The sequence below is a fragment of the uncultured Roseovarius sp. genome (genome assembly GCF_913054395.1).
In the GTDB taxonomy this organism is placed as follows: domain Bacteria; phylum Pseudomonadota; class Alphaproteobacteria; order Rhodobacterales; family Rhodobacteraceae; genus Roseovarius.
The window spans coordinates 1-11,361 of the sequence record NZ_CAJXIP010000110.1; the positions used below are offsets into that span (position 1 = coordinate 1).

At 62.7% G+C, this 11,361-nt stretch carries 11 protein-coding genes and 1 pseudogene; 9 read left to right on the forward strand and 3 right to left on the reverse strand.

The genetic code is table 11. From position 1 onward, the window contains the following. From QZ522_RS13960 to QZ522_RS13980, 5 genes are all read left to right on the forward strand, one after another. The coding region (locus tag QZ522_RS13960) for a DUF6868 family protein (protein WP_294612724.1) at positions 1–219 on the forward strand (219 nt) is incomplete at its 5' end. Positions 220–298: 79 nt separating this feature from the next. After that, entirely contained in the window at positions 299–613 is a 315-nt protein-coding gene (locus tag QZ522_RS13965; protein ID WP_294612727.1) for a DUF1244 domain-containing protein, read from the forward strand. Between the two features lie 74 nt (positions 614–687). Continuing rightward, positions 688–1,398, forward strand: coding sequence for a glutathione S-transferase family protein (locus tag QZ522_RS13970; RefSeq protein ID WP_294612730.1), 711 nt, complete (start codon positions 688–690; stop codon positions 1,396–1,398). Positions 1,399–1,597: 199 nt separating this feature from the next. Further along, a complete protein-coding gene (locus QZ522_RS13975; RefSeq protein WP_294612733.1) occupies positions 1,598–2,971 on the forward strand; it encodes an L-serine ammonia-lyase in 1,374 nt (457 codons plus the stop codon). Further along, entirely contained in the window at positions 2,971–3,891 is a 921-nt protein-coding gene (locus tag QZ522_RS13980) for a DMT family transporter (protein WP_294612735.1), read from the forward strand. Before QZ522_RS13975 ends, QZ522_RS13980 begins: the two co-directional genes overlap by 1 nt. A 3-nt stretch (positions 3,892–3,894) precedes the next feature. On the opposite strand, the gene arsC is transcribed toward QZ522_RS13980, so the two are convergent. Genes arsC through QZ522_RS13995 form a run of 3 tightly spaced genes read right to left on the reverse strand, consistent with a single transcriptional unit; the run spans position 3,895 to position 5,626 of the window. Then, positions 3,895–4,236 carry an arsenate reductase (glutaredoxin) gene (gene arsC / locus QZ522_RS13985; protein WP_294612738.1) on the reverse strand — a complete coding sequence of 114 codons (342 nt, stop codon included), beginning with the start codon at positions 4,234–4,236 and terminating at the stop codon, positions 3,895–3,897. Further along, positions 4,233–5,291 carry a quinone-dependent dihydroorotate dehydrogenase gene (locus tag QZ522_RS13990; RefSeq protein ID WP_294612741.1) on the reverse strand — a complete coding sequence of 353 codons (1,059 nt, stop codon included), beginning with the start codon at positions 5,289–5,291 and terminating at the stop codon, positions 4,233–4,235. Before QZ522_RS13990 ends, arsC begins: the two co-directional genes overlap by 4 nt. Further along, positions 5,288–5,626, reverse strand: coding sequence for a DUF952 domain-containing protein (locus QZ522_RS13995; protein WP_294612752.1), 339 nt, complete (start codon positions 5,624–5,626; stop codon positions 5,288–5,290). Before QZ522_RS13995 ends, QZ522_RS13990 begins: the two co-directional genes overlap by 4 nt. A gap of 108 nt (positions 5,627–5,734) precedes the next feature. Between QZ522_RS13995 and cmk the strand changes: the two genes are divergently transcribed. From cmk to QZ522_RS14015, 4 genes and pseudogenes are all read left to right on the forward strand, one after another. Further along, a complete protein-coding gene (cmk, locus tag QZ522_RS14000) occupies positions 5,735–6,343 on the forward strand; it encodes a (d)CMP kinase (RefSeq protein WP_294612743.1) in 609 nt (202 codons plus the stop codon). A 296-nt stretch (positions 6,344–6,639) separates the two neighbouring features. Then, a pseudogene (rpsA, locus tag QZ522_RS14005) lies at positions 6,640–8,328 on the forward strand (30S ribosomal protein S1); the annotation flags it as partial. A gap of 147 nt (positions 8,329–8,475) precedes the next feature. Further along, complete coding sequence (locus tag QZ522_RS14010; protein ID WP_294612746.1) at positions 8,476–10,542, forward strand: hydantoinase/oxoprolinase family protein; 2,067 nt, start codon at positions 8,476–8,478, stop codon at positions 10,540–10,542. Continuing rightward, positions 10,532–11,361, forward strand: an 830-nt coding sequence (locus tag QZ522_RS14015; protein ID WP_294612749.1) for a hydantoinase B/oxoprolinase family protein, incomplete at its 3' end; no start/stop codon positions are given. The genes QZ522_RS14010 and QZ522_RS14015, both read left to right, overlap by 11 nt.

Here is an 11,361-nt window from a genome sequence, read left to right on the forward strand (position 1 = left end):
GCATTCTTCGGTTGGATGACTGTACTGAACCTTGGATTTCTGATTCTGACAACCATCCTGTTACTGGCGGGCCGCGACAAATTTGCGGCCATTCACGCCAGTATGCTGGACATGGAACCCGCTGACGTGAAGAAGGGCTATTTTACCTATCTCGCCAACTATAAAACGTTGATTCTTGCCTTCAATGTAATGCCCTATTTCGCGCTGAAACTGATCTAACAATATCGCAATGTTGTACCCCCAGCGTCCGCTTGCTAGTCACGCAGGCGGACGCATTTGTTTTTTAAGGAGCGCACCTATGGATCCGCAGACCGAGATCGAACTCCAGGCCGCCGCCTTCCGCCGCCTGCCAAAACACCGGATGGAAGACCGCACCGACGCGCAGAACATCGACCTGATGAACCTGGCAGGCTTTTGCCGCAACTGCCTGTCGCGCTGGTATCAGGAGGCCGCCAACGAACGCGGCATCGAGATGACCAAGGACGAGGCGCGCGAGATTTATTACGGCATGCCATACGACGACTGGAAAGCCAGCCATCAGACCGAGGCCAGCCCCGAAAAACAGGCCGCCTTCAAAACCGCCTTTGCCGAAAACGTGGGCGACAAAGGCTAGACGCGCCTGATCTTTCATCTTTCTCCAAATACTCATGCGCGCCGTCGCCCCCGGATGCGCGCCAGAGGCTTGCCATGACAGAGATCTATCGCCTGCACTACGCGCCGGACAATGCCTCGCTGATCATTCGTCTCGCGCTTGAAGAGCTGGGTGTGCCATACACCTGCGTCCTGGTGGATCGCGCCGGGGCGGCACATAAATCACCGGCCTATCTGGCGCTCAATCCGAACGGGCTGATTCCAGTGCTGGAAACCCCCGAGGGGGTGTTGTTCGAGACCGGCGCGATCCTGCTCTGGCTCGCGGACCGGCACTGCCGACTTGCCCCAATGGTCGAGAGCGTTGAGCGGGGCGATTTCCTGAAATGGCTGTTCTTCCTGTCAAACACGCTGCACCCGGCGCTGCGGATGACGTTTTACCCGGCTCAGTACGTTGGCGACGACCCTGGCGCGGATCTCGCCCTGCGCGGTCACATGCAGGGCGAGATTGCCCGCCATCTCGACGCGCTCGAAAGCATGGCGGCCTCTGGGCGGGCATGGTTTTGCGGGGCTGATCCCTCGCTGCTCGATCTCTATCTGGCGCCGCTGTTGCGCTGGATGGTGCTTTACCCGGCGCCGATGGGTGGGGCGGGATGGTTTTCGCTTTCCCGCTGGCCGCATCTGCGTGATATGGCGATCCGGCTTGAGCAACGCCGCAGCGTTGCGGCCGCGATAAAAGCCGAAGGCCTGAATGGCGCGCCCTTCACGGCGCCGGAGTATGCCGATCCCCCCGAAGGAAGCGCAACCTGATCTCAGTCCCGGACCCCGACGGAATGCAATTCAGCATGATCAATTCGCTTTTGCACCGGCAACTGGCCGCGCATGCGCGATTTCACGACGCGTCTGGACCATCTATACGTTATGCTAGCTGCGATAACCGCCGAGGGCTCGGGCGCTTACCCCGTCCCGGCCTAACAAACCCCAAGCCACCAGAAGGTAGTACCCCCTGATGTTTCTTTCGGTTTTTGACATGTTCAAAGTGGGCATCGGCCCGTCGTCCTCGCACACCATGGGGCCGGTGGTGGCTGCGGCCCGGTTCCTGGACAAGATGCGCGCGGCACCGTTTCACTATGGCGGCCTGCGCGGGTCACTGCACGGCTCTCTGGCCTTTACCGGCGTCGGGCATGCTTCTGACCGGGCGACCATTCTGGGGCTGGCCGGCCTTCTGCCCGAGACCTATGATCACGACAAGGCCGAGGCGGTGCTTGCGCAGATCCGCGAGACCGAGACCGTGACGCCGCCGGGCCTGCCCGAGCTGAAATTCCACCCCAAGGATGATCTGCTGTTTGATTTCGGGCCGAATCTTCCGGGGCATGCCAATGGCATGATCCTGATGGCGACCGACCTTCAGGGCGATGTGATCCTTCAGGAAACCTATTATTCCATCGGCGGCGGTTTCGTTATGACCGAGGCCGAACTTGCCGCAGGCAAGAACACCGATGAGGGCGATCCGGTGCCCTATCCGTTCAAATCCGCCGCCGAGATGCTTGAGATGGCCGAGACCAGCGGCAAGTCCATCGCACAGATGAAGAAGGCCAACGAAATCGCGCGCGGCGGGCCAGAGAACCTGCGCTCGGGCGTGGCGCGAATCTGGCAGGTGATGGATGATTGCATCGAACGCGGCCTTAGCACCGATGGCACCCTGCCCGGCGGCCTGAACGTCAAGCGCCGCGCCAAGGGCATCCGCGATGCGCTGATCGACGAGCGCGGCACCAACCTGAATGCGCCGCATAAGATCAACGACTGGATGAGCGCCTATGCCATGGCGGTGAACGAGGAAAACGCCGCTGGCGGGCAGGTCGTGACCGCGCCCACCAATGGCGCGGCGGGCGTGGTGCCCTCGGTGATCAAATACTGGCTTGAACATGTGCCCGGCGCCAGCGAGGACCGGATCGAGGATTTCCTTCTGACCGCCGCCGCGATTGGCGGGCTGGTCAAGTTCAACGCCTCGATTTCGGGCGCCGAGGCGGGATGTCAGGCCGAAGTCGGATCGGCCGCGGCGATGGGGGCGGCGGGGCTTTGTGCGGTTTTGGGCGGCACGGCTGCGCAGATTGAAAATGCGGCGGAAATCGCGCTTGAGCATCACCTTGGAATGACCTGCGACCCGGTAAAGGGGCTGGTTCAGGTGCCCTGTATCGAACGCAACGGTCTTGGCGCGATCAAGGCGGTTTCGGCGGCCTCGCTGGCGCTGCGCGGTGACGGCACCCATCTGGTGCCGCTGGATGCCTGCATTGAGACCATGCGCCAGACCGGCGCGGACATGAGCGAGAAATACAAGGAAACCTCGCTTGGCGGCCTTGCCGTCAATGTGCCGAACTGCTGATGGACGGGCCGGGCCGTACCAGCCTTGGTATTCTGCTGATGGTGGGGTTTGCCATCATCGCGCCGATGATGGATTCTTGCGCCAAGCTGATCGGCGATGCCCTTGCTGTGGGGCAGGTGGCGGCGACCCGCTTTGCCATACAGGTGGCACTTTTGATGCCCCTGGCCGCGCTGGCGGGATGGCTGCATCGCCCGGCGCGGGGCGAGGTCGGGCTTCATCTGGCGCGTTCGGGCCTGATGCTTGTGGCGACGGGGTGCTTTTTCACGGCGCTCAGGGCGATGCCGATTGCCGATGCCATCGCGATCTTTTTCGTCGAGCCGTTCATCCTGACCATCCTTGGCGGGCTGCTGCTCGGCGAGCCGATTGGCCCGCGCCGCTATATCGCCTGCGCCATCGGGTTTGCCGGGGCGATGATGATCATCCGGCCCAGTTTCCAGGATGTCGGGCCGGTGGCGATGCTGCCCTTGGTGACGGCGGGGTGTTTCGCGATCTACATGATCCTGACGCGAAAGATGGCGACGCGGATGCACCCGATCACGCTTCAGGCCTATACCGGACTGGCGGCGCTGGTGTTGGGCTTGCCGGTGCTCTGGATGTTCAACGGATCGGGCGTCGGCCCGCTTGATCCGTCATGGCCCGAGGCGCGCGAACTGCGCCTTTTGATGATCCTGGGGCTGTTCGCCACGCTAAGCCACGTGTGCATCAGCTATGCGCTGTCGTTCGCGTCGGCCTCGCTGCTGGCGCCGTTGCAATATCTCGAGATCGTGTCGGCGACGGTGCTTGGGTTCTACATCTTTGACGATCTGCCCGATGCCACAAGCTTTGCCGGAATCGCGCTGATCGTCGCCTCGGGGCTTTTCGTGTTCCTGCGCGAACGGCATTTGGGGCGCCGGCCCCGCCGCCCGGTGCCGCCGGTCTAGGGCTTAAAGCAGGTCTAGCACCTGTTCGGGCGGGCGGCCGATGACGGCGCGGCTGGCGGTCATCGCGATGGGGCGCTCGATCAGGATGGGGTTTTCGGCCATGGCCGCTAACAGCGCCTCGGCGCCGCTGTCGCGGTCAAGACCAAGCTCTTTGAACCGCGCCTCACCGGGGCGCATCATGTCGATAACATCGCCGCCCAAAAGCGCATGTACGCGCCTGAGTTCGGCAAGGTCGGGCGCGTCTTCCAGGTAGCGGCGCAGGGTAAGGGGCGCGCCCGCCTTCTGTAACAGCGTGAGGGACGCGCGCGATTTCGAACAGCGCGGATTATGCCAGAGCGTGATCACAGCCAGTCACCCCGCTTGGTGCCGACCGCCTCGGCGACATTGGCAAAGCCGTCCCTGGCAAGCAGCGCATCAAGCCCCTGCGCGATCTCGCCGACAAGGGACAGGCCCTGATAAACCAGTGCCGAATAAAGCTGAACCGCGCTGGCCCCGGCACAGATCTTGGCATAGGCCTGTTCGGCGCTGGCGATGCCACCGACCCCGATCAGGGGCATCTCGCCCTCGGTAAGCTGTGACAGGCGCGCCAGAACGCGGGTGGATTTCTCAAACAGCGGTTGCCCGGACAGCCCGCCGGCCTGATCTTTCATCGTGCTTTGCAGCCCGTCACGGGAAAGCGTCGTATTGGTGGCGATGATCCCGCTCAGCCCCGAGGCGCGCGCCACATCGGCGATCTCGGAAAGCTCGGTGTCGTCAAGGTCCGGGGCGATCTTGAGGAAGATAGGGATCGGATTGGGCAACCAGTCGCGGGTTTCAATCACCCCTTTCAAAAGCGCCGACAAGGCCTCGGCGCCCTGTAGGTCGCGCAGCTTCTCGGTATTGGGGCTTGAGACATTGACCGTGGCAAAATCAAGATGTGCGCCGCAATGGCCCAGAACGCGGGCGAAATCCTCGGCCCTGTCGTCGCTATCCTTGTTGGCGCCAAGGTTAAGCCCGATCACCGCATCCTTTGGGCGCATCGCCAGACGGGCGGCGGCTGCCTCCATCCCCAAGTTGTTAAAGCCGAAACGGTTGATCACCGCGCGGTCTTCGCTCAGGCGGAACAGGCGCGGGCGTGGGTTGCCCGGCTGCGGGCGGGGGGTGACGGCGCCGACCTCGATAAATCCGAAACCCGCACGCGAGAGCGGGGCGAGGGCCTCGGCGTTCTTGTCAAACCCCGCCGCCAACCCCACCGGATTGGGCAGGCTCATCCCCGCAAGGTCAGTCCTGAGGCGTGCGCCGGTCACCGGGCCGGGCTGTGGCGTCAACCCGAGGCGCAGCGCCTTGAGTGCCAAACCATGGGCGGTCTCGGGATCACACCGGTGTAGGGCGGCAAGGCCGAGCCGCTCCAGCGGCGTCATTCGAGACCTGCCGGAAACTGATGCGCGCCGCCGACAAGCGGCAGAGGCTGTGCCCAGGCGACATCGCTCAGGCATAGTGTGCGGTAAAGATGTGGGAACAGCGCACCGCCGCGTGATTTCTCCCACTTGAGGTCATCGCCAAGCCGCTCGACCTCGATGGCCAAAAGCATCAGCCCGTCTTCGCCCGCGAAATGTTTCGCGGCGGTCTCGGGGGCTTGTTCAGCCGTCGAGAAATGCACAAAGCCATCGGCCACATCCACCGGGGCGCCGGGCGTTTCGCCCTTGGCGCGCAGGTCGGCCCATTCGGGCGCGCGGAAAATCTTGTAAATCTGCATGGTGGTGGTGATGCCTTGCCAATCCATCCGGGTCAAGCATCAAGCGATACTTGAGCCTTCGGTGCCAATCGGCTAGCTAGATGGCCCGGGAAAAAGAGGATTGCGCCGATGGCCTTTACCATTGCGATAGACGGGCCTGCTGCGGCGGGCAAAGGCACGATCGGTCGGGCCGTTGCGGCGCATTTCGGCTTTGCCCATCTCGACACCGGGCTGTTGTACCGCGCCACGGGGCGGCGGATGTTGCAGGGGCTGGATGCGGTCGAGGCCGCGCAAAGCCTTCAGGCGGCGGACCTGGAGGCCGACGACCTGCGTACCGCCGAGGTCGGACAGGCCGCCAGCCGGGTCGCCGCCATCCCCGAAGTGCGCGCCGCCCTCGTGGACTTTCAGCGCGCCTTTGCGCGCCGTTCCGGCGGGGCGGTGCTTGACGGGCGCGATATCGGCACGGTGATCTGCCCCGATGCCGAGGTCAAACTTTACGTAACCGCGGGCGACGATGAGCGCGCGCGCCGTCGCCACAAGGAACTTTGCGAGAAGGGCCAGGAGGTGACGCTGGAGGAGGTTCTTGATGACCTGCGCATCCGCGACGCCCGCGACAGCGCCCGCGCCACCGCGCCGCTCAAGCCTGCCGACGATGCGATCCTGCTCGACACTTCGGCCATGACGATAGATCAGGCCGTCGCACAGGCGATCAAGGTCATCGACGCCGCCCAGGCCTGATGGGCGGTCGTTTCACGCCCCGAACGCGTGGTGCCAAGGCAATCCGGCCGGAACGGCGCGGGATTTCAGGCAACGGCCCGCCGCCCCCTGCGCAAACCCGCAGGAATGGCTTGATTGTCGCTCGGCCAGGCGCTATGACCCTCACGTCGAGAAGGTGGAAACCACCGCATAACATTGAGATGAGCAGGGTCGGGACAACCGGCCCTCTTTGTTTTGCGTTCCGTCTTTGACCAACGAAACCCTAAGACCGGCGGAGACAACCGCGCGGCCAGAAAAATTTTGTAAAGGAAACCAGAGACCACATGGCTCAGAACACATCGATGGAGGAATTCGAAGCCCTCCTGAACGAAAGCTTCGAAATGGACACGCCCGAAGAAGGGTCCGTTGTCAAAGGTAAGGTCATCGCAATCGAAGCGGGCCAAGCCATCGTCGACGTAGGCTACAAAATGGAAGGCCGCGTCGATCTTAAAGAATTCGCAAATCCCGGTGAAGCGCCCGAAATCGCCGTAGGCGACGAGGTTGAAGTCTTCCTGCGCTCGGCCGAAAACTCGCGTGGCGAAGCCGTCATTTCGCGTGAAATGGCCCGCCGCGAAGAAGCCTGGGATCGTCTTGAAAAAGCCTATGCCGACGAAGAGCGCGTTGAAGGCGCGATCTTTGGTCGTGTCAAAGGCGGCTTCACCGTTGATCTGGGCGGCGCTGTTGCGTTCCTGCCCGGCTCTCAGGTCGATGTGCGCCCCGTGCGCGATGCCGGCCCGCTGATGGGTCTCAAGCAGCCCTTCCAGATCCTGAAAATGGACCGTCGCCGTGGCAACATCGTTGTGTCGCGTCGCGCCATCCTGGAAGAAAGCCGTGCCGAACAGCGCGCCGAAGTCATTGGCAACCTGACCGAGGGTCAGAATGTCGAGGGCGTGGTCAAGAACATCACCGAATACGGTGCGTTCGTTGATCTGGGCGGTGTTGACGGCCTGCTGCACGTGACCGACATGGCATGGCGCCGTGTGAACCACCCCAGCGAGATCCTGTCGATTGGCGAAACCGTCAATGTTCAGGTTATCAAGATCAACAAGGAAACCCACCGTATCAGCCTTGGTATGAAGCAGTTGCAGGAAGATCCGTGGGATCTGGTTGCTGCCAAGTATCCGCTTGAATCAGTGCACACCGGTCGGGTGACCAACATCACCGATTACGGTGCATTTGTTGAGCTTGAGCCCGGCGTTGAAGGTCTTGTTCACGTTTCGGAAATGTCCTGGACTAAGAAAAACGTACATCCCGGCAAGATCGTTTCGACGAGCCAGGAAGTCGAAGTCATGGTTCTGGAAATCGACAGCGCCAAGCGTCGCGTCAGCCTTGGTCTCAAGCAGACCATGCGCAACCCGTGGGAAGTGTTTGCAGAAACCCACCCCGAGGGCACCGAAGTCGAAGGCGAAGTCAAGAACATCACCGAATTCGGTCTGTTCATCGGTCTCGAAGGCGAGATCGACGGCATGGTTCACCTCTCGGATCTCAGCTGGGACGAGCGTGGCGAGGAAGCCATCCAGAACTATCGCAAAGGCGACATGGTTCAGGCGGTTGTTTCGGAAGTCGATATCGAGAAAGAGCGTATTTCGCTGTCGATCAAGGCGCTTGGCGGTGACAAGTTCGCCGAAGCCGTTGGCGGCGTGAAGCGTGGCTCGATCATCACCGTGACCGTCACCGCGATCGAAGATGGCGGGATCGAAGTGGAATATGAGGGCATGAAGTCCTTCATCCGCCGCTCTGACCTGTCGCGTGATCGTGCCGAACAGCGCCCCGAGCGTTTCTCGGTCGGTGACAAGATCGACGCCCGCGTGACCAATGTTGACAGCAAGACCCGTCGTCTTGGCCTGTCGATCAAGGCGCGTGAGATTGCCGAAGAAAAAGAAGCAGTCGAACAGTATGGCTCGTCCGATTCGGGCGCCTCGCTGGGCGATATTCTTGGCGCGGCCCTGAAGGCCGACAAAGACTAAGGCCCCCGGCTTTAGGCAAATCATCAGCGGCCCCGTCTTTATTGGCGGGGCCGTTTTCGTTTGGCGTCATCGTCTGACGGGGCCATGCGCGTTGACTTTTGTTCGCCACTCGCCAACCTTGGGCCGAAACGGGGCAAGGGCAGGCATATGGACAAGCGGCAGACAGGGCAGGTGGCCGGGATAGACGTGGGCGGCACCTTTACCGATCTGGTACAGCTTGACCCGCACAGCGGCAAAGTGCGTCTCGCCAAGGTCCCAAGCACCACTGACAATCAGGCGCATGGGGTGATAGAGGCGCTTGCTGCCGCAGAGTGTGACCTGACAGCGCTTGATCTTATCGTGCATGGCACCACCACCACCACCAACGCCGTGCTCGAACGCAAACTGAGCCGCACCGGCCTTATCACCACGACCGGGTTTCGCGATGTGCTTGAGCTTGGCCGACGCACCCGGCCACAGCCCTATGGCATGACTGGCCGGTTCACGCCCCTGATCCCGCGTGATCTGCGCCTTGAGGTGCCCGAGCGGGTCGATGCCCGCGGTGCGGTGGTGATCCCGCTTGACGAAGGCGCGGTTCTGGCCGCCGGGCAACAGTTGCTCGATAGGGGCTGTATCTCGGTAGTGGTGCATTTCCTGCATGCTTACGCAAACCCCGACCACGAGCGGCGCGCCGCCGAGGTGCTGGCCACGATCTGGCCCAACGATCACATTACCATGGGCCATGCGATCCTGTCGGAAAGCCGAGAGTTCGAGCGTGGCGTGACGGCGGCGGTCAATGCCAGCGTGCAACCCATCCTGGCACGTTACCTGACCCGGCTTACGGATGAGCTGGCGACGGGGGGCTATGCCCGTGACGTGTTGGTGATGAACGGCAATGGCGGCATGGTCTCGGCCCGCACGGTTGCGCGCGAGGCGGCCAAGACGGTCATGTCGGGCCCGGCCTCGGGCGTGATGGCGGCGGCCTATACCGGGCGGCTGGCGGGGATGGAGAACCTGATCACCTATGACATGGGCGGCACCTCGACCGATGTGGCGCTGATCCGGGGGGCGGAACCGGCCGTATCCAACGAGATCGAGATCGAATACGCCATGCCGATCCATGTGCCGATGGTCGATGTGCGCACTGTCGGTGCCGGGGGCGGGTCGATCGCGCGGGTCAATGCCGCCGGTCTGCTGGAGGTCGGACCAGAGAGCGCCGGCGCACAGCCCGGCCCGATCTGTTATGGGCGCGGCGGCACCGAGCCGACGATTTCGGATGCCAACCTGCTTCTCGGGCGGCTCAACCCGGCACAGCTTGCCAAGACCGGGGCAGTTGCCCCCGAGGCGGTGGCGCGGGTGTTCTCGACACGGCTTGGCGACCCCTTGGGTCTTGAGGTGACCGCCGCCGCCGAGGCCGTGATCCGTATCGCCAATACCAAGATGGCCGGGGCCATTCGCATGGTGTCGCTGTCGCTTGGGGCGGACCCGCGTGATTTTGCGCTGTTTGCCTTTGGCGGGGCCGGCCCTCTGCATGCCGCCGCCCTGGCGCGGGAGCTGGGCCTGCCGCGTGTCCTGGTGCCCGCGCGGCCCGGCATCACCAATGCCATCGGCTGTGTCGTGGCCGATCTGCGCCATGATTTCGTGCGCACGCTGAACCGACCGCTTGATGCCTTGCCCGAGGGCGCTCTGGCCGAGGTCTTTGCCGCGCAGGCGGCCGAGGGTGACGGGTTGATCGACCGCGAGACGATTGCGCTCAGCGGGCGACGTTATCTTTATTCGGTTGATATGCAGTTCATTGGCCAGACCCATCTTCTCCGGGTCGATCTGCCGGGGCCGGAGGTGGATAAGGACACGCTACACGCGCTGTTCGAGGCGGCCTATTTCAACCGCTTCCGGGTCAGGCTTGATGATGTTCGCGCCAACCTTGTCAACGCCAACTGCTCGGTGATCGGGGCGCGGGCGCCGCTTGATCTGTCAACGCTGATTGATCCAAAGGGCCGCCGCGCCACCTTGCAGGATGCCGAAACCGGACGGCGGCAGGTGTATTTCGATGGTGCCTGGCACGAGGTGGCGATCTACTGGCGCGATCACCTGCCGCTTGCGTTTGAGATGCCCGGCCCGGCGGTGATCGAACAGATGGACACCACCACCCTGATCGAGCCGGGCGATCGTGCCACCGGCGATGCGCATGGCAATATCATCATTCATATCGGGGCGCGCGGCCATGACACTTGATCCGATCACCCTTTCGGTCATTCAGGCAGGGCTGCAACAGGTCTGCGACGAGATGGATCTCGCGTTTTCGCGCGCCGCCTTTTCGCCGGTGATCGCCGAGGCGAATGACCGCTCTGACGGGATTTACGACGCGGTTGACGGAGCCTTGATTGCGCAAGGGGTGGGCGGCTTGCCGGTTTTTGTGGGCACGATGCAATATTCCACCCGCACCCTGATTTCGATGATCAAGGACGGGCGCGTCGGGGCGCCGGAGCCGGGCGATATCTATATCGTCAACGATCCCTACCTCGGTGGTACGCACCTCATGGATGTGCGCTTTGCGCGGCCCTATTACCGGGATGGTACGTTGTTTTGCTGGCTCAGCAATACCGGCCATTGGCCCGATACCGGGGGCGCGGTGCCGGGCGGGTTTTCGGCCTCGGCCACATCGGTGGAGCAGGAGGGGCTGCGCCTGCCGCCTGTAAAGCTTTTCAAGCGCGGGGCGATGGACGCCGAAATTTACAGCATCATCTGCTCTAACATCCGTGTCGCGGATCAGCGGATCGGCGATGTTAAGGCACAGGCCGCTGCGCTTGATCTTGGCGCGGCGCGGCTTGATGCGCTGCTGGATCGGTACGGCGATGATGTGGTGGCTGCGGCGATTGGTGAATTGCGCCAGCGCGCGGCGGCGCAGATGCGCAGCTTCATTGACGGGATCACGCCGGGGCCGCATCGCGCGATTGCCTATGTCGATAGCGACGGGGTGGTGAACGAGCCGCTTGAAATCCAGCTAAGCGTGACCCGCGAGGGCGAGGATTTATTGTTTGATTTCACCGGGTC

What these genes read in the sequence shown, in the direction of transcription:
- QZ522_RS13965 (WP_294612727.1), top strand. Translation starts at nt 299, where the DNA reads ATGGATCCGCAGACCGAGATCGAACTCCAGGCCGCCGCCTTCCGCCGC.
- QZ522_RS13970 (WP_294612730.1), top strand. Translation starts at nt 688, where the DNA reads ATGACAGAGATCTATCGCCTGCACTACGCGCCGGACAATGCCTCGCTG.
- QZ522_RS13975 (WP_294612733.1), top strand. Translation starts at nt 1,598, where the DNA reads ATGTTTCTTTCGGTTTTTGACATGTTCAAAGTGGGCATCGGCCCGTCG.
- QZ522_RS13980 (WP_294612735.1), top strand. Translation starts at nt 2,971, where the DNA reads ATGGACGGGCCGGGCCGTACCAGCCTTGGTATTCTGCTGATGGTGGGG.
- QZ522_RS13990 (WP_294612741.1), bottom strand. Translation starts at nt 5,291, where the DNA reads ATGACGCCGCTGGAGCGGCTCGGCCTTGCCGCCCTACACCGGTGTGAT.
- QZ522_RS13995 (WP_294612752.1), bottom strand. Translation starts at nt 5,626, where the DNA reads ATGCAGATTTACAAGATTTTCCGCGCGCCCGAATGGGCCGACCTGCGC.
- cmk (WP_294612743.1), top strand. Translation starts at nt 5,735, where the DNA reads ATGGCCTTTACCATTGCGATAGACGGGCCTGCTGCGGCGGGCAAAGGC.
- QZ522_RS14010 (WP_294612746.1), top strand. Translation starts at nt 8,476, where the DNA reads ATGGACAAGCGGCAGACAGGGCAGGTGGCCGGGATAGACGTGGGCGGC.